Raw genomic sequence first — 17505 nt, forward strand, 5'->3', positions numbered from 1 at the left:
TTTTTTATCGTTTAAAGAAAGTCTTTTTGGAGCGTTTGAGTTCCTTCTTGATTGATTCAAACTCTTTATTTGTTTGTAAGACATTTTGACCGCAAATATCTTCATGTCGTTTCACGGACTGGCTCAAAGCATTCAATTCAGCACTAATTGAACCAATCTTGTTCAACAATTCCATGTTTTCTTTGCTTACTACTGCAAGCTCACATTCAAGTCCTTGAATCTTTTGTTCAAGTTGCTGTTTCTTTTTCATTCGTTTGTTCATTTTGTTATCCTTTCTAAAATTCCCAATCTTTGATCACATCAAGAAAGTCTCCAACAGTACTCTCTTGAATGATTTCTCTCTTGTAGAGAGCAGCAATAAAGGCATGGAAACCGTCAGTCTTTCGTCTCAGCGGTTCCTTTTTCAAAAATCTCTTGTTTCCGTCTTTGTCTTCTTTGACAAAGGTATTATCGGTATACCAGAGCATTGATTTGTCGTTTTCAAAAATGAATCTTTCGTTCGCAAATCCGTCCTCAATAATTGGAGCTACCTTCGACTGTATCGCTCCTGGATTTCGTAAAAATTCATATTCAAAATCAGCTTCCTCCAGCAATGGTTTCAGCAGATCCATTCGAAATCCGTCTGCGCAGACAATTTCGATATTGTACAGCTTGCGCCACTGAATCAATTTATCAACAAGTAATCTTGGATCTATACTTGGACCATCTACGATGGTGAAGAGGCCTTGCTCCTGCCATTCACGAATTGGAGCCTTGATTTTAAACATATCCAAAAATTGTTTTCTTGCAAAACTGTGTTGCTTCCAGATAAACTCATCACCGTTTTTAAATAGCAGTCCAACACTGGCAAAGTCTCTGATGCTTGCGTAGTCAAAACCAGCAACGCAAGATCTTCCTGAGAGATCTATGCCAGGGCTTCTCAATGCAGCCATTAACTTTTCACGAGTGGTCACATCTTTTTCAATGTCTGCTTCTGGCAGGTTCATCCGTTTTGTCATAAACTCTTGTCTGCCTGACGGTTCTAATTCCAAATCGTCATAGTCAGCTTTCGTTCTGGCAAGCAGACGTTTAGCGTAAGGAGTTGTCTCATCCAGCATAGGATTCGCTTTTGGCCAATTGCTCATATCGTCCACTTCTTCCGGATCATCCAACTTGCAGATAAACGGAAAAAAGCGGAACTCATCAAGTTCACCGTTCAAGATTTTCATCGACTTCTCAATCAGCTTGTCATAAAAACCTTCACGGACATGCCCGTTGGTACCGTTGTAGAAGGTGCGAGCATGGGCGATCTTACCAAGCCCTGACCGCTGAATTTTAACAGCAGAGTCATTTTCAAACTGGTGAATTTCATCGAATTCAAGGCAACCATCACGGGCTGAGTCCATTGTCTTTGGATTGTTAGTCCGATAAGAAAAGACCGAGTTGTTCCCTCGGCCTGTAATAGACATTTTTGTTAAATAAAAATGATCTTCCAATCCTCTTCGTTGGACGGTTTCATAAACCTCCTCAAAAGATACCTTCCCCTGTTTCTCCGAATTGGCTGTGATAGTCACATCATAATCTCGGATAGGATACAGTGGGCTGATAAAAAACGCATCTCGACTAGACATAAAACCATTCTTACCACCACCACGGGCCAAAGTAAGAAGGAATTCATCGAATTGAGGTTCGCCATCTTCTTTCCTGAAAAGGAATATAAACGGTGTCAAGAATTTTTGATATTTAGCAAGTGGAAAGAAATTTTTTTCAGTGAACTGAATATATTTTTCTATCAATTCATTGTGAAAATAAAGATCATCCCTTGGATATATCTTTTCTTTGATGATTTTAAATAACAGTGAGCGTTCTTTGTTGACTTTGATTTTTCCTGATTCGGCAAGTTCGATGTATTCATCAATCAGAGGATGAGAAATCACAATAGATCACTTCCGTCTGATGGTGGTTTCTTCTCAACTGGTGAATTTTCAACCTCAAAGTCAAATGATCGTTCAATCGCTAGTAGCTGATTGCTGGTCGTATTGATTTCTTTGATCAACGAGTTTGCCTTTTGAAATCTTTGCTGACCGTTATGGACGGTTATAACTAAACCGTCTTGTTTGAGCCGTTCTTTCAATTCATACAGTAGACGGACCAGGTATAGATAGCGATGAACTTTCTCATACTGGATCGCATCTTTTTTTCGTGTGCTGAAATTGCCGATTTTGGAAAGTAACTGATTTTCCAATTCTTTTATATTTTTTTCTGAGTATTCTTCCATGAGCCCCCTCCCCCTTAAAAAATAGTGCTTTGCATTTGGACAATCGACCCCTCCCACCGGTTCCCAGAGACCGATTTTTTTCGATTTTTTTCGACCGGGGGGTCTTTGAGTTTTTCAAAATTTTAAATTTTCATCCCCACCATTCGTCAGAACGAAAATTTTTATTTTGCAGTTTGGATGATTTGCGAAATTGGAAGCGATGATGTCGCTTGTTATGACACTCCTTGCACAGAGTACGAAGATTGTCTATATCTAAAGCAAACTCTGGATAATATTCCAGCTCTTTGATGTGATCGACTTCGAGGTTATCTGTAGTCACCTTCCCCTCATCTCGACACCAGACGCATTCAAAATGATCTCGACTCATTGCTTCGAGTCTTAATTGTCTCCATGATTTTGAAAGATAAAACTCTCTGCGACTTTCTCTTGTCGAAACATCTACTTTCAATTCTCAAATCCTCTGTAACATTTCATACTTTCAATTATCTATTTCTGAAATTCATTATATTATTTCTGAAAACTATATTGTTTTTCTCTCTTGAATTAGACATATCTTATATTCTGTCTGATTCGCCCCGGCATTAAAAAGCCAGTGAAATAAATGAATAGCAGGTAACTAATAAAACTAATTAGCGTTTTACTCGTTGTGTCTAATTGGTAACTATAAATCAAAATTAGACATGGCTTTATCTCGTTGATCTTGTCTAATCCCAATGTACCTCAGCGTAATTGCAGGAGATGAATGATTAAATAGATCCATGAGCATTGCCACGTCTTTAGTCTTTTTGTAGTAATGATAGCCAAATGTTTTTCTCATCGAGTGGGTGCCAATGTTTTCAATCCCACACTCGATAGCTGCGGTCTTCAATATCCAATCGACTGTCCGCCTGTCCAGTGGTTTGTTTTTTCCGATGCGACTTTGAAACAGATAATGATGCAGTGGCATATCTTTGATGTACTCTCTGACTTCTTTTTTCAAAGTCTTTGTCATCTTGAGCTGTTTCCTTTTTCCAGTCTTCTGCTCTTTGATTTTGATATACCAACCTTGCACATCCTTTACTCGTATTCGAAGAATGTCGCCCACTCGTAATCCGGAATTGATTCCAAATAAAAAGAGCAAGTAGTTCCGCTCATTCCATTCTCGTAGATATTCCTTCATAGCTTGGATATCATCCTTATCCCTGATTGGGTCCACAATGTTCATCGACTCACCTCCTTCCAAGGTAAAATAAAAAGCCAGCATTGCTGACTTACACTTATTGAGAATACAGGATTCGAACCTGTGTCCCTGGATTAAAAATCCAGTGCTCTTGTCCAAATTAAGCTAATCCTCAACCAATTTTCTATAAGGAGACCTCTCTTCGGTTTTACCCGATGATATAATTTTACCACCTTATTTTTAAATTTTTTCCACACTTTCGACTGTATTTTTAACTTTTTTCCAAATTAATATTAATCTTAGTGTTCACAGATAGTTCATAGATTTTCTTTTCTAGCCCGCTAAAGAATGGCTCAATCACTTCCTTGTAGGCAAGAGATTTACTGCAATGTAAGTATTTGATTGATGCTCCCTCCACAGTTAGAGTTCCATCAATGTATACTTCTTTGATTGCTGCCCATTGTTTTTCGGGTGTCAAAATTTTGATAGTGCTGATTGCTTCTCGAAGTAGTTCGAGACGATGCAGTTCTGGATCCGATTCTTTCTTGATGATATCGGCCAGCGCTTTCGGTGTCATTACCTTATTACTCTTGATCCCTGTATTTGGATCGGTTGGTTTCCAAGGTACTTCAATTTCTTCGATACGTTCCTTAATTTCTTTTTCAAACGGATACTGCTTCAAAGCTAGTATTAAATACCCATACCTGCTTCTTAAATTCATTTACTAACCTCCCTGCAGTATACTTCTATAATTCCATTCAATCCTAAACTTTCACGGTAAGCAAGTGCCTCGGATCTATCATGGAATTCTTTCTCTGTATACTTTGCTAAGTGTTTAGGATCGCTCCAACTTGAGCGTCCATGGTATTTCCTAACAACATATACCCTCATTTATTGTCCTCCACATCGATGATATGATCAATAATACGCTTTAAATCTCTAATATTGTCAAATGGCAGCACTGCATCGTGCAGATCTTCAAAATATGAATCGGTTACAAAAAACTTTTCCCCAAGTATAGCTATCTCTAGCTTGCCATTTATTTGGGCAATAGATAGAATTCTGTTCGCTCGCATTGGTATATGTACATTATCCAAACTCATCATTTCTCCTTTCTGTTTTTAAAAGCGATCACACTAGCCCAGATCAAGCCAGAGATCCAGACCAATGCGAATAATAAATAGATAAAGTTTTGTAGGTTCATGTTAATTCCCATCTATTTGTTATACAGTATTACATTGCTTGAGTGAGTGTAATATTCCTCGCCATTTTCAAAAGTTACACGAATGCTATCTTGTTTGTCATATTTTGCCCATTGCTTTACTTCACCTTCGACAATTCGTCCGTCAACTAGTCTGATTTTTGCGTATTTGAAAGTAAAAGTTGTTCCGAGAATATCTTTATTTCCACACCCCGATAGTGTTATAAAAGACAAACAAACAAAAACTGTGATCAATATTTTTTTTATCATATTTCTACCTCTTCCTCTTATGCTTCATTCAAATACTGGTTAAATACACCTTCGTCAAGAACTCCATTCTCAATTAAATTCTCAACGGCAATTTCAATTTTAATCAAACGATTTAATTCTTTATTTGGCAAGGATGCCATGATAACTTCTTCCATTATTTCACCTCTACTCTTTCTCCTGTGAATTTGCTTTCAAGACCTCTAAACAGTTCATATTCTCCTTTGTTATACGAATAAACCGCCGTCGTTGTCTCTTCCCACTGATTCTTAGTATATGGGTATCTGCTTGGTCGTGTCATATTACCACCTCATATATAAATATTTCGTATCAATATCCTGTTCTAAAATACACTCTTTCAACGACTTCAAAACTTCCAATGCTCCGCTGACTGTCCCCCATTTGTTTTCAGGTTCATACTGAGTATACTTCTCTGGATACCATTCTAACTCAGATATACCACGGGAGATATTATCTAAAATGTCAGCAACATTGTATGTTGTGTTTTGGTTAAAATCCCAATTCATGGCAACTCTGAACATTCTTCCAAGATTGTAGGTTGGAGAACTATATTTGGGTTCGGCAATGCAAATATAATCTCCATTTTCTATTTTTGCTAATATTTCCAAATCATAACTCATTCTGTTACCTCCAGCAATTCATGATTTTCGTAAATGTTGCCGATAACTTCAAAGTGATAATAAGAGAGATATAGTGGTTGCCATTCTGTTGTTCTATTTTGCAATTCATCTACAAACTCGTAAATAAAACTAGCATAAGATCCGTGCCATTTAACAATGACATTTCTACCTTTATAATCAAGGATATCTTTTTCAAAGATTTCCTTGCCGTTCTTATCTTTGAGTCCTGTGGATTGCATGAGTTCAATTTCATCAGGGGATGCTGGTATGCTGTCGTTCATGACTGAATCATTCAATTAAAGTTCTTCAAACCCATTGGCGAAGAAATACATAGTTTCTACTAGCATCATTCTGCCTAATTCATGATGCCACGCTCTAAATTTTGGAGTCATCTTGCACCTCCCATAAAATTATTAACAAGGTTTTGCTGTTCTGTGTCGATTATTTTATTTTTATAATTCAATATCGGATTCGTTAAATCATTTACCAATGCAGGCTTCAAAATGATTTCATTTGTTTTTAAAAATCTTTTACCGTCGATTTTTATTTTTATATCATACCCGTTAGCAATATGCTCAAGGTCGTTTTTAGATAAATATATTTCAAATCTACTCATTCTCCCACTTCCTTTGTTTTAATCCGTTAAATATTTATATAACGTAGTCATTTCATATACTCGAATAAACTCATCATTATGATATATGTGATCAAACTCATAAGTCTCATCATTTTCGTCGTAGATCATAAATGAAGCGTTTTGATAACTACCTACTGGTACTATTGTTTTAATAACACTAGCATCGAGAATGAAATCGCTATGTGTATTCTCGTATCTTAAGTACAATAATTTCATTCTGTTACCTCCTTACTTTTTTTGAATTATTCCGTTTGAAGATAGGGTTCTTCTTTTCTTTTTTCCTCTGCTTGTGATATTCACTGTCTTTATTGAAGATAATATCTTCATCTTCAATAAGTTCAGGAATAAAATATCTAGATAGGTCTCGTTCAGGTTGTTTCATCACTCAACCTCCTAAGTTGCTAAATGGAACTTCCCACCGATAATCATCATATTCATAACAAACGTTTTTGATGATTTCACCTTTGGAAATTTCAATTTCCTGCGTGAATTCCATTCCACATTCAAATGTAAAGATTTTAATATCAACATCAAACTTACTTGAAATTTTTTGATAATTTTCTGGTTCTACTGCCCATGCCTGATTAAAGTCATTTATCTCAATAACCAAATAATCATCATCAAGCCAAAAACTCAATTTATTATTTTGAATAAAGGCTCTTCTTGTACCATTGATATAAAAATAGGGTGCCGTGGTTGTTAATTCGAACAATCCAATTTCAAGATCCTCTTCAATTTCCACATTATCAGCAGTACAAAACATGTATTTCAATGCTGATGCAATATTTTCGCTTCTTCCTCTTAATTTAAGAGATCCTTCGGCCCAATTTGGCATTATCCCTTCACCTCCTCAATCTCAATTCCTGTACAATCAAATAGCCAATCAAAGCCAGCTTCTTCTAGCTCTTTGCGAGTGTGAGTGGTTTTCGTGTAGCTATATTCAGTATCATTCCCCAAATACCAACTGCCCCTAATTTTATCCAGTTTGAACATCGTAAACTCTTTGTCCATCCCCTTCATCTTCACTGTATACCGCTTCTCTTTTTCAATTGTATAACCATTGATCCAAGCTTCTGCAAAGATATCTACGTTTTCTAACTCAAGCCAATCGTTAACCGCACCTCTTGGTGCTTCGTTGATTGCACCAGCGATGTTATACCCGTCTTCTTTTGCTTGCACGATCCAGTCGGCAATAAAACGTGGGATCATTACTTTCTGTGGTTCATCTAACTGCTTAAAATCTTCTATAATTCCGTTGATCGTAACGATTGGAAAAGCATAAAGCTTTTCAAAAAGATCCTCGTACTTTTTAATTAATTCCTGCTTTTTCATCCTTCCACCTCCTCAACTTCAAACAACGGACTATTGAACACTTCCCCAAATCCAGCCTCTTCAAGCTCTTTGTGGGTGTGTTTAAATTTAAAAAATTCGTATTCCTGTTCACTACCCATAAACCAACTGTTATTAAACGGCTGATATTTCAAAATACTATAATTAGAATCGAGTCCCTTTATCTTCACAATATACCGTTTCTCTTTCTCGACCTCGTAGCCAAATTGGTGCATATTAACTAGAGTTTGAAATGGTTCAGTTTCACACTCAATAATCCATTCTTCAAATTTTGTTAATTCATTGTCATTTCGTTTTTCGGAAAGTTCATAAATACATTGAAACAAACTTATTTCAAAATCGTCCTTACATTCTTCATACCAATCCGCAACAAGCTGTGGTACTGTGACTTTCTGCGGTTCGTCTAGTTCCCGTAAATCTTCTAAAAAAATTAGACGAGCGATTTCTGCTCCTGGATCCTTACATACACCTTCAAGCTTTTCGTATTTCTCAATTAACTCCTGCTTATTCATTTTCACACCTCTTCAACTTCCATACCTTCGCAATCGAACACCCAACCTAAACCTAATTCTTCAAGATCAGATTTTGTAAAATTAGATCTAAAACTTGGATCGAAATGTGGACCTAGTTCATCATTAGAAAGGTATTGTTTAGTAGATTTACACTTAACTGTATACTTTGGTTCTTTCTCGACTGTGTAATCATTTGCCCAAGCTCTGGCAAAGGTGTCTTGATTGCTTATGTCTTTTACCCAGGCGATAACCTCATCGCTATTTGCGGCATAAAGTCTGATCGTAGCTGTTTCCAATGCAGAACGTATGCTACGTCTATCTACCAATTGAGCCTTGAAAATCCAATCACTTATAAACTTAGGAACTGTTACTTTTTGTGATTCGTTTATTTTTTTTAAATCACTGATAAGAATATGGATATTGACCTCGTTTGTAAAACAAGACACTCTTTCGCATCCTTCTATAAAATCACTCAGTTTCATTTTCTTTCTCCTTTTGTTTTTAGAATGGTAAATCACTTTCATCAATGTCCATCGGATTTGCATAGTTAGGTGGCATCTGTTCAGTCATGCTGTTCCGGTTGGCGGTGTTGTCACGCTTTTCCAAAACTTGAAAATTCTCTGCGACAACTTCAGTAACATATACTCGCTTACCGTCATTGCCTTCGTAGCTTCGAGTTTGGATTCTTCCTGTAATTCCAACCAACATTCCTTTTTTGGTCCAATTGCAAAATCTTTCCGCTTGCTCTCTCCACATCACACAGTTGATGAAATCTGCATCATATTCACCATTTGCATTTTTAAAATTTCGATTGCATGCAATATTAAATTGTGCTGTTGCGATATTATTCGGTGTATAGCGTAGCTCTGCATCTCTGGTTAACCGACCAATAAGAGTCACATTGTTGATCATTATTATCCTCCAACATTGTTCATTTCTGCAGCTTCCTTAACTGCTTCTGCCTTTTTCCGTTCCTGCAATTGGTACTCCCGATTTAATTTGTTTAGGATTACCTCTTGTGCAGTGTTTTGTTCAGCAAAGCGCTGAATACTTAATTCGTGCTCCTGGATGGTCCACTGCATATCCTTGATTGTTTTTTCTTGTTCAACTAATCTAGAATTGAGATTGATAGCAATCACCAATGTAATTCCTGCTAGTAATACCAAGTTAATGATTAGCCAATCGATTTTACGTTTCATCTTCGATTACCCTTTCTAGTTTTAGATGTCCTACATTTCTTCCTTGCTCGTTTAAGTGGATGTAATATTTGAGTAATGCACTATCTTTTCCAGTAATTCTGCTCAGTTCTTTTAAAGTCCCTGTACAGATGTACTTATCACGATCATATAACTTATAATCAGCAAGTTCTTCCGGATCACCCATCAACGTTTTTTCCTCGATACCGAAATACTCGCACAGCTCTTGGACATTCCTTGGTTTGATATCGTCTTTTGTGATCCATTCTTGTATCGTCTGTTCACCACGATAAAGATTCCTAGAAAGTTCTTTGCGAGTAAGACCTTTTCCTAAAATCAACAATTGCAGTTGCTGGCGAAAGTGATCCATTTGATTTTTCGTATAATGTCTCATAACTTTCACTCCTGCTTAACAATCGCTGTCTTTTCGAGATCTTCACGCTTCAAATCTGCGATGAGCCAGTCTAAGTACTTCTTTGCCTTGTTTAGATCTTCCAATCCGTTTTTCTCTTGATAGCAGCAAAGATACTTGATGACATTTCCCCAGTAAAATCCCCGGACTTCTTTTGGTCCTCCAGCAAAATTGCGAATAATGTCAATTGATTCAAGACCATATTGCCCACAGTAGTGATTAGGTTTATTTACTTTGTCAAAGCCATTGTTTAAAACTTCTTCTGTCATTTTAGTCGTTCCTCCTTAATCCAAACACCATCCACTAATTTTCCTGTTCGATCTTTGATTTCTTCATAAGCTATATTCAAGCACTCAACGAAGTCATGATGTAGCAATGCTGAAATTCGCATCAACTCATAAACAACATTTTTTAGTTGGTATGATTGTCGATTGAAATAAGCTGCCAATGATTGGTCCATCATCAAGACGAAATAATCTTCTGACTTTGCTGCATTGGAAAATACGAATGTATTATTTTCTGGGAAAATCTCTTCTGTTTTGATTTCTAACTGTAACGTCAAACCGATTAATACTACAGTGATGTCTCCGATGCTATCTTTCGTGACTTCCTCATCGTTTTCTGCCAGTCCTCGTGATAATTCACCGATCTCTTCATACAATTTCAAAAATTGCTTGTTTGGATCCTGTGTTTGCAAATTCCGGTCATAAAACCAGCGCTGAACTTTTGCGATTAAATCTTTTAATTGTTTGTTTTCCATCAATATCTCCTGCTTTCTGTGTTCTCTGGGAATTTAAAAATATGTTTGCTTGCGCCCTTGAAGATCCGGTCAGCAAGGGCCTTGTTGTAAATTGTTTTAATATCGTTGCTCGATAAGTTTGTGTTAAAAAATGTTGTTTGACGATTGTCCAAGATTTTAAACAGTACTCGTTGTCTCCATTCATTCGCTTCTTTGAGGTTTCCGCTCATACTGCTTTCTTTTCCTAAATCGTCAAAGAAAAGAAAATCAACCTTGCTCAGTAGATTCACAGCATAACTTTCTGTAAAGTCTCCTCGACCATTGAAGCTTTCTTCAATCTTTGAAAAGAGCGCAGAAGTCGAAATGAATAGCACACTCTTTGGTTGCTTGCATTCTTTAAATTTTTCATTTAATGCTTTAGCTATTCCAATGGATAGATGGCTTTTGCCAACTCCTGGAGGACCGCTCAAGATTACATTTCCTGTTTCAAATTTTAGGAAGTCTCGCAATATTCTTTTTGAAAAATTCAAAGCTCGCTCACACAACTTATTTCCAGCATCGTAATTATCAAGTGTTTTGTCTTCCAATTCCTTGGAATAGGTGCTCTCACGATTAAATACTTTGTATGTATTCGCTAGAATTGACTGGATAACTGCTTCTTGATTTAAGTGTTCCTGCAATTCATTGATTCCTTCTTTTTCACATTCTGGACAAATGTGGAGCAATCGCTGGGATCCATTAATCATAACTTTTGCAGTGATCATATTTGATCCGTGCTTATTACATATTTTTGGTTCACTAGTTGAACCTACTTCATAATCCTGATGCATTAAAATCCCAACCTTTCATCTTGTTGTTGAGTTGATGCACTCGAAGGCATTTTCTGATTTAAGTATTTTTCAAATTTACTTGCATTAAACAATGTATCTGGAGTTAAATACTTGGACATTTTGGAATCATTCTTCCACTCAAGAGTTTTTACATCAATAACATGTTTAAAATCATCTATTGAGTAATTCTCACTTAAACGACCATTGATTAATCTTTGAGTTGATTTGCTAGTAGGTTTAAAATGAGATCCTGTTTTGTCGTTTAGATATTTGATAATTTCGTCATAGACATCAGATTGAGCTTTTTGCTCCTTATCTATATCTATATCTATATCTATATCTATATCTCCGTTGCCTTTTGTTGCATCGGTGTTGCATTGCAACGCTTTTTGATTCTCTCGATGCTTGCGAGACCTACGTGTACTTGCTGTCTCACTTCCTACCATTTCTGGAACTTGTTCGAGATTAAACTGATAATTGTCTGATGTAGTCAATAGTTTCTTTTTTGTTAAAAACATCAGTGTCAATCTGATTGCTTCTGGATCTTCGTCTATTAAGAGAGAAAGTTCTTCAGCTAGATCCTCTGCCAATCCCTCAAAATATAGTTTTCCTTGTTCTGCCAGACTTGCCAGCATCATTTTTAGGTAGATGATTGTGATTTCCTCTCCCCCAGGAAGCTTTCTCATGAGCTTCATTTCTTTGGAATTAAAAAAGTCATCTTTTAGTTGTAACCAGTAATATCTACGATTCTCAGTTACCATTCATCAAGCCTCCTTATTTGAAAATTTCGCATATTCCTTGTGAAAGAATAGTTTGACTGTTCCTAAACTGCCATGTCTATTTTTTTCAAGGATCAATTCTGTAACATTATCAGGTTCTTCCTGCTCTTCACGATTGTAATAAGCTTCTCGATAGAGAAATGCTACTATATCAGCATCTTGTTCAATAGATCCTGACTCTCTTAAATCTGAGAGCACAGGCCTTTTGTCATTTCGTTGCTCAACCCCACGAGATAGCTGACTTAATGCAATTACTGGAACTTTCAATTCCTTGGCTAATATTTTTAATTGCCTTGAAATCTCAGACACTTCCTGTTGCCGATTTTCTCGGCCTCTACCAGTAATTAGTTGGAGGTAGTCGATTACAATTAATCCAAGACCGCCAGTTTCTTGAGATAATCGCTTGGCTCTAGATCGGATCTCAGCAATCTGAATTCCTGCTGTATCGTCAATATAGATCTTTCCTTTTGCAAGCTGTTCCTGTGCCAGGATCATCCTGCGCCATTCGCTTTCAGATAGATTTCCTGTTCTGACATGATACGATGGAATCAAGCCTTCTGCTGATAGCATACGTTCTACAAGACTTTCTGCTCCCATTTCAAGAGAGAATATTGCCACTGGTTTTCCAGCTCGTATTGCCACATTTTGAGCGATATTTAGAGCAAAAGCTGTTTTTCCCATTGCTGGCCGTGCTGCAAGAATGATCAGATTGTCAGTGTGTAGACCGGTCGTTATATTGTCAAAATCTGTGAAGCCTGTTGGTGTCCCTGTTACATCACCAACACGTTGTGAGCGCTCGTCAATAATTGACTGCGTAGAATCAATTACATCAATAATTGGACGGAAACCAGTCTGCTTGTCATTTGCTATATTTGATAACGCTTGCTCAGTCTGAACGAGTATGTCATTTAGATCTGATTGACCATCATATACGTTTGCTATCGTTTGATTGAGGTCTTCAATAACCTTTCGTGCTCTTGCTTTTTCAGCTACAACCTTGGCATAATGCTCAATGTGAGCACTGGTTGGTACGGCATTTATGAGACTAGCAAGAAATGCCATCCCTCCAATTCGGTCAAATTCTCCTATTGAATCAAGAGCTGATTTAACTGATACGGGGTCGATAGGTTCTCCCTTGTCCGACAAATCTTCCATGATTCCAAAGACAATTCCGTGTGATAGTTTGTAAAAACTTTCTTTTGTGAGGTACTCTGAAGCAATTAGGATTTTATCTGGATCTACAAAAATTGATCCAATTACTGCTTGTTCAGCAAGAAGATCGTGAGGCAGGATTGTATTATTTTCTGCCATAACTAGCTCCTATCTACGATATCCGAAACGCATTGCTTCTCGTGCTTCTTGAATGCGTTGCTGTTCAGCAATCATCTTTTTCAGTTCTCGTTTTGATTCTTTGCATCGCTCGCTAATTGAGCTGATGATGATCATTTGAAATAGGACCACGATGATTAATACTCCGACTAAGATTTCTGCTAACATTTTAATTCCTCCAATATTCTTTTATAAAAATAATTCCTGTGTTATAATTAAGTTATAGTTCTTTCAAAGTGCCTTTCTCAAGGCGCTTTTTTTATTTTTGCAAACTTCGACAGAATCGCTGAACATCTTCCAAATTATAGAGATACTTCCCGCCCTTTCCGGACTGTTGAAATTGAAATTTCCCTTGGTCTCTCCATTCTTCTAGTTTAGTTCTACCCCATCCGGTCGCTTCCTGTAGCTGTTTGATCGGCACCCATGTAGTATGTCTGCTTGATCTACGCTTAGCTTCTTCCATAGCTTTGATGTTGAGTGAAACCAGCTCTTCAAAGAGTTTATCTTTAAATTCAGTTCCAAATAATTCTAGAACCATGTAAGCCTCCTTACCCGACTAAGCTCATCTGTCCATTTCGGGCTTTGATTTCTAGCTTGGTATTTGCTGATGGCTCCCAACTATCCCAATAGTCGAAAGCTTTTTCCTCGTCCTTGCGCTTCAATAAGTCGTAGCGTGGAATACAGAAGTAGTCCTTGAAGTCTTTAGCAGCCTGTGAAAATACGGATTGTGCGAAATGTCGGTCACGGTATGCCTGGCTGTCTTTACCACCTAACAATGCCACGACTTTTTTCTTACGAATTTTTTCCAATGCCAGACAAACCGAAGGGTTGACCGGTTGCTCATTCTTCAGATAATCAACATCGGCTGATAAGATGGACTGTCCTTCTTTCAGCTTTTTCAATTCCTGGAGCGCATGGATCATTGCGTCTTCTACCACTAACTCGGTAGGTTGAATTGTCACTTCATTCATTATTCAAATTCTCCTTCTAAAATGTTGCTTTCTTTGCGGATATCGTTTAGGTCGTTAAAAAATCGAAGCCCTCGGCTGATAAAACTATCAAATTCATTTCGAATGATCCCGTCTGCTTTCAGAACTTTCTCTTCGTCTGCGTAGATTAGACCGCCCATACTTGCTAAAAAGTCATTACCCTTCTGCAATAGGCTTGTGATGTTCTTGTAGGCTGAGATTTGCTTCTGTACACTATTGAGTTGCCCTTGTGATTCTTCAATCGCTCGTGTCAATTCATCGTACTGAGAAGATTTCTTATCGACCTCTTCACGCTGGGCCAATGTGTCAGCAAGTTGCTTTTCGATGAATTCGGAGCGTTCTTCCATTGCCTTAACGGTTTTGGATAGTTCCTTATTCTTTTCTAGCAATTGCTTGTTTAGGTCCTGCGTGGCTTTGTAATCGTCCGGGATGACTTCCTTGATCTTTTCCTTAACTTCGATCTTGGAAGACTTGATTTTCTCGTTCTCAGCCCGTAGGCGTTCGTTCACTAGCTTGCTGAGGTTGAGTTTCTTTTTGACTTCCTGTAGTTCTCGTACCGTCGGATTGTCGCCATCTTCGATGCGTTGAATCTGCTCCTTCCTCTCTTCTTCTGGAAGAGTTGCAATCAGATGAAGTGCTGTTGTTCCTAAATTTCGTAACGTTTCGAAATTTGGAAGTTCTTTTGCTATCTTCATTGATTTACTAGCAAAATCTTTGTCAATTCCAAGGTTAGTGTACCAATCCATGAATTCCCCATGTACCAGATCGTGCTCTTTCACATGGTTCAATCGTCTGCCGATTTCCCAAATCGACTGACCAGCTATTTGCTTGTGATGACTGATTTCGAGTTCTATCTGAGATAGATTATTTGATAAAGCTATTTCGTTCACACGCTTTTTCCTTCCTAAATTTGGTATAATAAAAATAAAACGAGGTGATAGTTATGAGACTAAATCCCGATTGTATTCGAGATATTCTTTTTGTTGTAGAAAATAATGCGACGTATTCAAATGATGTTTCTGAAGAAACGATTTTCAAAGAACTTACTCCAAAATATTCTCGAGAAGAAATCCTCTACCATGTACGACAATGCGAATACAGTGGATTATTCCTCAAAGTAGTACACTATTTTGGAGGCTTCTCCATTGAGGATCTATCACCTTATGGTCATCGTTTCATTAATGATATACGTCAAGATAATAACTGGAGTAAAACAAAGGAAATTGCCAAAAGTGTCGGCTCTTTTTCACTGGATGTTCTGAAAGATATTTCATCACAAGTTATTACCAACCTCATTTCAAATCAACTTGGCGGTAAATTTTAAGTAAACAGTAGCATGGTTGCTTTCAGCCGTGCTTTTTGTTTTGATTGCCTACACATCATTTAATTTTTGGTTATTCAAATAAATGCCGTCTTTTCTTATTTTTAGTTCCTTCATTCTTTTCTCCTACTCCTCAAATTTTTCCCATGACTCATTGATTCGCAATTTTTTGTTAATGCGAAGTTTTAAGTCATCGCTACCTTTTCCTTCTTTGAAAAGTTGAGTTATTGTAGCTGGACTTACACCTACGACAGTCGCTAAGTCTGATCGTGACCACCCTCTTTTTTCGAGAGCTTCCTCTACTAATGAATTCCATCGTTTATGTTGTCGGCTCATCATATTGGCTCCTTTCTGCTTTTTGTAAAACAGTAAAAGAATTAGTTAAAAACTTTATAAAATTCCTTGACATTTTTTAAAATTAATTCTAAAATTAAGGCATAGTTAAAAGACATCTTAAAACCTTTTATCTTTAATGATTCTCGCTCGCCAAAGCTATCATTTTTAAAAAAGATTTTATATGTTGTTTTGCTAACTCTTTTACTTTACAAAAACTATTTTAAAACTAATTCTAATTTTTGTCAATAGTTTTTAGAATTAATTTTAAATATTTTTTGTCGTATCTTAGAAAGGTTGATATATCAATGTTTTCGACGTTCGATAAAATTAAAGAACTTTGCCAAAAGCAAGGAATTTCGCTTAACCAATTAGAAGAAAAACTAAATTTTAGTACAAATTATCTTTATAGTATGAAAAAGGGAAATCCGAAAGCTGATAATCTCCAAAAAATCGCTGATTATTTTAATGTGTCCACCGACTACCTCTTGGGACGCACGGAAAATCCAAACATTGCGAAAGATGGTGATGCTTCTGCACCATTAGACCTCCGAGACATCGCAGCACAATCTATGTTATTTGATGGTAAGCCACTTACCGAAGAAGATATTGATTTTATTACAGCGGTATTGGAGGCACACTTAAAAAATAAATAGAGGTGCATTTATGACTGTAAAAGAGCTTTGCGCTCAAGAGGGTGTAAGCCTATGTTACTTTGACGGGAGCGACTGGCATAGTCCTGGTTTCTTTAATCCTACTTTGAACATTTTAGCGTTAGATATTAATTTGTCAGTTGAAGATCAAAAGCAAGTTGCTTTGCATGAATTGGGTCACAAAGAGCATACTCCTGCTCAATATGAACTAAATAGAGAATACTGTGAACTGCAAGCTGATAGAAGTATGATTCATCATTTGCTGGAAGAAGAATTGAAGTTGATGGATGATGTTAGAGATTTCAATTACCTGCATTTTATGGAGAAATACAGTCTGAAGACCATTGCAAGTGAAACGATGGTCAAAGACGAATATAATTCACTAATTAGTTAAAAAAGGAGAAATACAATGGCTATTTTTGGGAAGAAACACGATGAATCAGAAGAAATTCAACTCTTTGAATCTACTGAAAATGAAAAGACATTTTTCTTTGCTAATCAAAAAACTCTAGTAAGAATTGATGATCATTTCATTCGTATAGCTCGACAAAATACAATCAGCAATGCTTTGTTGCAAGGATTGGATGGGGAAAAATCTATACTACTATCAAAGATTACTGCTTACCAATTAAAAGAACCAGGTAAAACAGTAGGCTATCTTCAGTTGATTTTTCCTGGCAGTCTTGAATCAAAAGGTGGGGTTTTCGATGCTGTGAAAGATGAAAATACAATCACATTCAACAAAGAAGACAAGGCCAAAATATTAGAAATCAAAAATGCTATTGAGAAGGCATTGATAAACAATTAAGACAAACAAAAAAGCCCTGCACTCAACATTTGGGGCGTAGAGTACAGGGATATTGTTAAGGCGTAAAAATAGGCTTGAAAAAGCCCTTTTCA

At 37.0% G+C, this 17505-nt stretch carries 35 protein-coding genes and 1 tRNA gene; 4 read left to right on the forward strand and 32 right to left on the reverse strand.

The genetic code is table 11. The annotated features are described in order from the left end of the window. Positions 1 to 4: 4 nt before the first annotated feature. From PCY11_RS02055 to PCY11_RS02205, 31 genes are all read right to left on the reverse strand, one after another. Positions 5 to 262 (reverse strand): hypothetical protein, encoded by a 258-nt coding sequence (locus tag PCY11_RS02055; protein WP_301362381.1) that lies wholly within the window; start codon positions 260 to 262, stop codon positions 5 to 7. Between the two features lie 13 nt (positions 263 to 275). After that, positions 276 to 1916 carry a terminase TerL endonuclease subunit gene (locus PCY11_RS02060; RefSeq protein ID WP_301362382.1) on the reverse strand — a complete coding sequence of 547 codons (1641 nt, stop codon included), beginning with the start codon at positions 1914 to 1916 and terminating at the stop codon, positions 276 to 278. Beyond that, on the reverse strand, positions 1913 to 2257 hold the full coding sequence (locus PCY11_RS02065) for a hypothetical protein (protein WP_009732618.1): 345 nt from the start codon (positions 2255 to 2257) through the stop codon (positions 1913 to 1915). The genes PCY11_RS02060 and PCY11_RS02065 overlap by 4 nt, the downstream gene beginning before the upstream one ends. A gap of 130 nt (positions 2258 to 2387) precedes the next feature. Continuing rightward, complete coding sequence (locus tag PCY11_RS02070; RefSeq protein ID WP_061604992.1) at positions 2388 to 2705, reverse strand: HNH endonuclease; 318 nt, start codon at positions 2703 to 2705, stop codon at positions 2388 to 2390. Between the two features lie 213 nt (positions 2706 to 2918). Then, complete coding sequence (locus tag PCY11_RS02075) at positions 2919 to 3461, reverse strand: site-specific integrase (RefSeq protein WP_009732616.1); 543 nt, start codon at positions 3459 to 3461, stop codon at positions 2919 to 2921. Between the two features lie 55 nt (positions 3462 to 3516). Then, a tRNA-Lys gene (locus PCY11_RS02080) sits at positions 3517 to 3591 on the reverse strand. 96 nt (positions 3592 to 3687) lie between these two features. After that, on the reverse strand, positions 3688 to 4137 hold the full coding sequence (locus tag PCY11_RS02085; protein ID WP_049506695.1) for a hypothetical protein: 450 nt from the start codon (positions 4135 to 4137) through the stop codon (positions 3688 to 3690). Positions 4138 to 4303: 166 nt separating this feature from the next. Next, positions 4304 to 4522 (reverse strand): hypothetical protein, encoded by a 219-nt coding sequence (locus tag PCY11_RS02090; protein WP_301362383.1) that lies wholly within the window; start codon positions 4520 to 4522, stop codon positions 4304 to 4306. 110 nt (positions 4523 to 4632) lie between these two features. Beyond that, a complete protein-coding gene (locus tag PCY11_RS02095; RefSeq protein WP_301362384.1) occupies positions 4633 to 4887 on the reverse strand; it encodes a hypothetical protein in 255 nt (84 codons plus the stop codon). Between the two features lie 17 nt (positions 4888 to 4904). Then, a complete protein-coding gene (locus PCY11_RS02100) occupies positions 4905 to 5042 on the reverse strand; it encodes a hypothetical protein (protein ID WP_301362385.1) in 138 nt (45 codons plus the stop codon). Positions 5043 to 5186: 144 nt separating this feature from the next. Then, complete coding sequence (locus tag PCY11_RS02105) at positions 5187 to 5525, reverse strand: hypothetical protein (protein ID WP_301362386.1); 339 nt, start codon at positions 5523 to 5525, stop codon at positions 5187 to 5189. Continuing rightward, positions 5522 to 5821 (reverse strand): YopX family protein, encoded by a 300-nt coding sequence (locus tag PCY11_RS02110; protein WP_301362387.1) that lies wholly within the window; start codon positions 5819 to 5821, stop codon positions 5522 to 5524. Before PCY11_RS02110 ends, PCY11_RS02105 begins: the two co-directional genes overlap by 4 nt. A gap of 92 nt (positions 5822 to 5913) precedes the next feature. Next, the gene (locus PCY11_RS02115) at positions 5914 to 6141 is read right to left on the reverse strand and encodes a hypothetical protein (RefSeq protein ID WP_301362388.1); all 228 of its coding nucleotides are present in this window, start codon (positions 6139 to 6141) and stop codon (positions 5914 to 5916) included. Positions 6142 to 6159: 18 nt separating this feature from the next. Next, a complete protein-coding gene (locus tag PCY11_RS02120) occupies positions 6160 to 6378 on the reverse strand; it encodes a hypothetical protein (protein WP_301362389.1) in 219 nt (72 codons plus the stop codon). A 4-nt stretch (positions 6379 to 6382) separates the two neighbouring features. After that, the gene (locus PCY11_RS02125; protein ID WP_301362390.1) at positions 6383 to 6544 is read right to left on the reverse strand and encodes a hypothetical protein; all 162 of its coding nucleotides are present in this window, start codon (positions 6542 to 6544) and stop codon (positions 6383 to 6385) included. A 3-nt stretch (positions 6545 to 6547) separates the two neighbouring features. Beyond that, a complete protein-coding gene (locus PCY11_RS02130) occupies positions 6548 to 6997 on the reverse strand; it encodes a hypothetical protein (protein ID WP_301362391.1) in 450 nt (149 codons plus the stop codon). Beyond that, positions 6997 to 7494 carry a DUF1642 domain-containing protein gene (locus PCY11_RS02135; protein WP_301362392.1) on the reverse strand — a complete coding sequence of 166 codons (498 nt, stop codon included), beginning with the start codon at positions 7492 to 7494 and terminating at the stop codon, positions 6997 to 6999. The genes PCY11_RS02130 and PCY11_RS02135 overlap by 1 nt, the downstream gene beginning before the upstream one ends. Beyond that, positions 7491 to 8024: a DUF1642 domain-containing protein gene (locus PCY11_RS02140; RefSeq protein WP_301362393.1), complete on the reverse strand. Its 534-nt coding sequence runs from the start codon at positions 8022 to 8024 to the stop codon at positions 7491 to 7493. Before PCY11_RS02140 ends, PCY11_RS02135 begins: the two co-directional genes overlap by 4 nt. A gap of 2 nt (positions 8025 to 8026) precedes the next feature. Next, the gene (locus tag PCY11_RS02145) at positions 8027 to 8506 is read right to left on the reverse strand and encodes a DUF1642 domain-containing protein (RefSeq protein ID WP_301362394.1); all 480 of its coding nucleotides are present in this window, start codon (positions 8504 to 8506) and stop codon (positions 8027 to 8029) included. Positions 8507 to 8525: 19 nt separating this feature from the next. Continuing rightward, a complete protein-coding gene (gene ssb, locus PCY11_RS02150; RefSeq protein WP_301362395.1) occupies positions 8526 to 8936 on the reverse strand; it encodes a single-stranded DNA-binding protein in 411 nt (136 codons plus the stop codon). A 2-nt stretch (positions 8937 to 8938) separates the two neighbouring features. Further along, entirely contained in the window at positions 8939 to 9223 is a 285-nt protein-coding gene (locus tag PCY11_RS02155) for a hypothetical protein (protein ID WP_301362396.1), read from the reverse strand. After that, positions 9213 to 9614, reverse strand: a complete 402-nt coding sequence (locus PCY11_RS02160) for a hypothetical protein (RefSeq protein WP_301362397.1) — start codon at positions 9612 to 9614, stop codon at positions 9213 to 9215. The genes PCY11_RS02155 and PCY11_RS02160 overlap by 11 nt, the downstream gene beginning before the upstream one ends. A 5-nt stretch (positions 9615 to 9619) precedes the next feature. Beyond that, positions 9620 to 9901 carry a DUF3310 domain-containing protein gene (locus PCY11_RS02165; RefSeq protein WP_301362398.1) on the reverse strand — a complete coding sequence of 94 codons (282 nt, stop codon included), beginning with the start codon at positions 9899 to 9901 and terminating at the stop codon, positions 9620 to 9622. Further along, the gene (locus PCY11_RS02170; protein ID WP_070589377.1) at positions 9898 to 10392 is read right to left on the reverse strand and encodes a MazG-like family protein; all 495 of its coding nucleotides are present in this window, start codon (positions 10390 to 10392) and stop codon (positions 9898 to 9900) included. Before PCY11_RS02170 ends, PCY11_RS02165 begins: the two co-directional genes overlap by 4 nt. After that, positions 10392 to 11201, reverse strand: coding sequence for an ATP-binding protein (locus tag PCY11_RS02175; protein ID WP_301362399.1), 810 nt, complete (start codon positions 11199 to 11201; stop codon positions 10392 to 10394). Before PCY11_RS02175 ends, PCY11_RS02170 begins: the two co-directional genes overlap by 1 nt. After that, complete coding sequence (locus tag PCY11_RS02180) at positions 11201 to 11962, reverse strand: conserved phage C-terminal domain-containing protein (RefSeq protein ID WP_301362400.1); 762 nt, start codon at positions 11960 to 11962, stop codon at positions 11201 to 11203. Before PCY11_RS02180 ends, PCY11_RS02175 begins: the two co-directional genes overlap by 1 nt. Positions 11963 to 11965: 3 nt before the next feature. Beyond that, positions 11966 to 13291: a replicative DNA helicase gene (gene dnaB / locus PCY11_RS02185; RefSeq protein ID WP_247919557.1), complete on the reverse strand. Its 1326-nt coding sequence runs from the start codon at positions 13289 to 13291 to the stop codon at positions 11966 to 11968. 9 nt (positions 13292 to 13300) lie between these two features. Then, positions 13301 to 13477 (reverse strand): hypothetical protein, encoded by a 177-nt coding sequence (locus tag PCY11_RS02190; RefSeq protein ID WP_157915963.1) that lies wholly within the window; start codon positions 13475 to 13477, stop codon positions 13301 to 13303. 91 nt (positions 13478 to 13568) lie between these two features. After that, positions 13569 to 13847: a hypothetical protein gene (locus PCY11_RS02195; RefSeq protein ID WP_070589385.1), complete on the reverse strand. Its 279-nt coding sequence runs from the start codon at positions 13845 to 13847 to the stop codon at positions 13569 to 13571. Positions 13848 to 13857: 10 nt separating this feature from the next. After that, positions 13858 to 14280 (reverse strand): ORF6C domain-containing protein, encoded by a 423-nt coding sequence (locus PCY11_RS02200; protein WP_301362401.1) that lies wholly within the window; start codon positions 14278 to 14280, stop codon positions 13858 to 13860. Next, positions 14280 to 15188, reverse strand: coding sequence for a DUF3102 domain-containing protein (locus PCY11_RS02205; RefSeq protein WP_301362403.1), 909 nt, complete (start codon positions 15186 to 15188; stop codon positions 14280 to 14282). The genes PCY11_RS02200 and PCY11_RS02205 overlap by 1 nt, the downstream gene beginning before the upstream one ends. A gap of 53 nt (positions 15189 to 15241) precedes the next feature. Here PCY11_RS02205 and PCY11_RS02210 point away from each other — a divergent pair, with 53 nt between their 5' ends. Beyond that, a complete protein-coding gene (locus PCY11_RS02210; protein ID WP_301362404.1) occupies positions 15242 to 15622 on the forward strand; it encodes a DUF2513 domain-containing protein in 381 nt (126 codons plus the stop codon). 123 nt (positions 15623 to 15745) lie between these two features. Here the strand turns inward: PCY11_RS02210 and PCY11_RS02215 are convergent, their stop codons facing one another. Next, positions 15746 to 15955 carry a helix-turn-helix domain-containing protein gene (locus PCY11_RS02215; protein WP_301362478.1) on the reverse strand — a complete coding sequence of 70 codons (210 nt, stop codon included), beginning with the start codon at positions 15953 to 15955 and terminating at the stop codon, positions 15746 to 15748. Between the two features lie 305 nt (positions 15956 to 16260). Between PCY11_RS02215 and PCY11_RS02220 the strand changes: the two genes are divergently transcribed. From PCY11_RS02220 to PCY11_RS02230, 3 genes are read left to right on the forward strand one after another with little or no spacing between them, the layout of a single operon-like run. Next, complete coding sequence (locus tag PCY11_RS02220; protein ID WP_301362405.1) at positions 16261 to 16608, forward strand: helix-turn-helix domain-containing protein; 348 nt, start codon at positions 16261 to 16263, stop codon at positions 16606 to 16608. A gap of 10 nt (positions 16609 to 16618) precedes the next feature. Beyond that, positions 16619 to 16999 (forward strand): ImmA/IrrE family metallo-endopeptidase, encoded by a 381-nt coding sequence (locus PCY11_RS02225; protein WP_049488098.1) that lies wholly within the window; start codon positions 16619 to 16621, stop codon positions 16997 to 16999. A gap of 15 nt (positions 17000 to 17014) precedes the next feature. Continuing rightward, on the forward strand, positions 17015 to 17413 hold the full coding sequence (locus tag PCY11_RS02230; RefSeq protein WP_301362407.1) for a DUF4429 domain-containing protein: 399 nt from the start codon (positions 17015 to 17017) through the stop codon (positions 17411 to 17413). Positions 17414 to 17505 lie beyond the last annotated feature (92 nt).

This window comes from Streptococcus sp. SP8 (assembly GCF_030440045.1).
Taxonomy (GTDB): Bacteria; Bacillota; Bacilli; order Lactobacillales; family Streptococcaceae; genus Streptococcus; species Streptococcus parasanguinis_I.

Excerpts from the sequence above, each read along its gene's own strand:
- PCY11_RS02055 (WP_301362381.1), bottom strand. The coding sequence starts at position 262 with ATGAACAAACGAATGAAAAAGAAACAGCAACTTGAACAAAAGATTCAA.
- PCY11_RS02065 (WP_009732618.1), bottom strand. The coding sequence starts at position 2,257 with ATGGAAGAATACTCAGAAAAAAATATAAAAGAATTGGAAAATCAGTTA.
- PCY11_RS02075 (WP_009732616.1), bottom strand. The coding sequence starts at position 3,461 with ATGAACATTGTGGACCCAATCAGGGATAAGGATGATATCCAAGCTATG.
- PCY11_RS02085 (WP_049506695.1), bottom strand. The coding sequence starts at position 4,137 with ATGAATTTAAGAAGCAGGTATGGGTATTTAATACTAGCTTTGAAGCAG.
- PCY11_RS02090 (WP_301362383.1), bottom strand. The coding sequence starts at position 4,522 with ATGATGAGTTTGGATAATGTACATATACCAATGCGAGCGAACAGAATT.
- PCY11_RS02095 (WP_301362384.1), bottom strand. The coding sequence starts at position 4,887 with ATGATAAAAAAAATATTGATCACAGTTTTTGTTTGTTTGTCTTTTATA.
- PCY11_RS02100 (WP_301362385.1), bottom strand. The coding sequence starts at position 5,042 with ATGGAAGAAGTTATCATGGCATCCTTGCCAAATAAAGAATTAAATCGT.
- PCY11_RS02105 (WP_301362386.1), bottom strand. The coding sequence starts at position 5,525 with ATGAGTTATGATTTGGAAATATTAGCAAAAATAGAAAATGGAGATTAT.
- PCY11_RS02115 (WP_301362388.1), bottom strand. The coding sequence starts at position 6,141 with ATGAGTAGATTTGAAATATATTTATCTAAAAACGACCTTGAGCATATT.
- PCY11_RS02120 (WP_301362389.1), bottom strand. The coding sequence starts at position 6,378 with ATGAAATTATTGTACTTAAGATACGAGAATACACATAGCGATTTCATT.
- PCY11_RS02125 (WP_301362390.1), bottom strand. The coding sequence starts at position 6,544 with ATGAAACAACCTGAACGAGACCTATCTAGATATTTTATTCCTGAACTT.
- PCY11_RS02130 (WP_301362391.1), bottom strand. The coding sequence starts at position 6,997 with ATGCCAAATTGGGCCGAAGGATCTCTTAAATTAAGAGGAAGAAGCGAA.
- PCY11_RS02135 (WP_301362392.1), bottom strand. The coding sequence starts at position 7,494 with ATGAAAAAGCAGGAATTAATTAAAAAGTACGAGGATCTTTTTGAAAAG.
- PCY11_RS02140 (WP_301362393.1), bottom strand. The coding sequence starts at position 8,024 with ATGAATAAGCAGGAGTTAATTGAGAAATACGAAAAGCTTGAAGGTGTA.
- PCY11_RS02145 (WP_301362394.1), bottom strand. The coding sequence starts at position 8,506 with ATGAAACTGAGTGATTTTATAGAAGGATGCGAAAGAGTGTCTTGTTTT.
- ssb (WP_301362395.1), bottom strand. The coding sequence starts at position 8,936 with ATGATCAACAATGTGACTCTTATTGGTCGGTTAACCAGAGATGCAGAG.
- PCY11_RS02155 (WP_301362396.1), bottom strand. The coding sequence starts at position 9,223 with ATGAAACGTAAAATCGATTGGCTAATCATTAACTTGGTATTACTAGCA.
- PCY11_RS02160 (WP_301362397.1), bottom strand. The coding sequence starts at position 9,614 with ATGAGACATTATACGAAAAATCAAATGGATCACTTTCGCCAGCAACTG.
- PCY11_RS02165 (WP_301362398.1), bottom strand. The coding sequence starts at position 9,901 with ATGACAGAAGAAGTTTTAAACAATGGCTTTGACAAAGTAAATAAACCT.
- PCY11_RS02170 (WP_070589377.1), bottom strand. The coding sequence starts at position 10,392 with ATGGAAAACAAACAATTAAAAGATTTAATCGCAAAAGTTCAGCGCTGG.
- PCY11_RS02175 (WP_301362399.1), bottom strand. The coding sequence starts at position 11,201 with ATGCATCAGGATTATGAAGTAGGTTCAACTAGTGAACCAAAAATATGT.
- PCY11_RS02180 (WP_301362400.1), bottom strand. The coding sequence starts at position 11,962 with ATGGTAACTGAGAATCGTAGATATTACTGGTTACAACTAAAAGATGAC.
- dnaB (WP_247919557.1), bottom strand. The coding sequence starts at position 13,291 with ATGGCAGAAAATAATACAATCCTGCCTCACGATCTTCTTGCTGAACAA.
- PCY11_RS02190 (WP_157915963.1), bottom strand. The coding sequence starts at position 13,477 with ATGTTAGCAGAAATCTTAGTCGGAGTATTAATCATCGTGGTCCTATTT.
- PCY11_RS02195 (WP_070589385.1), bottom strand. The coding sequence starts at position 13,847 with ATGGTTCTAGAATTATTTGGAACTGAATTTAAAGATAAACTCTTTGAA.
- PCY11_RS02200 (WP_301362401.1), bottom strand. The coding sequence starts at position 14,280 with ATGAATGAAGTGACAATTCAACCTACCGAGTTAGTGGTAGAAGACGCA.
- PCY11_RS02210 (WP_301362404.1), top strand. The coding sequence starts at position 15,242 with ATGAGACTAAATCCCGATTGTATTCGAGATATTCTTTTTGTTGTAGAA.
- PCY11_RS02215 (WP_301362478.1), bottom strand. The coding sequence starts at position 15,955 with ATGAGCCGACAACATAAACGATGGAATTCATTAGTAGAGGAAGCTCTC.
- PCY11_RS02220 (WP_301362405.1), top strand. The coding sequence starts at position 16,261 with ATGTTTTCGACGTTCGATAAAATTAAAGAACTTTGCCAAAAGCAAGGA.
- PCY11_RS02225 (WP_049488098.1), top strand. The coding sequence starts at position 16,619 with ATGACTGTAAAAGAGCTTTGCGCTCAAGAGGGTGTAAGCCTATGTTAC.
- PCY11_RS02230 (WP_301362407.1), top strand. The coding sequence starts at position 17,015 with ATGGCTATTTTTGGGAAGAAACACGATGAATCAGAAGAAATTCAACTC.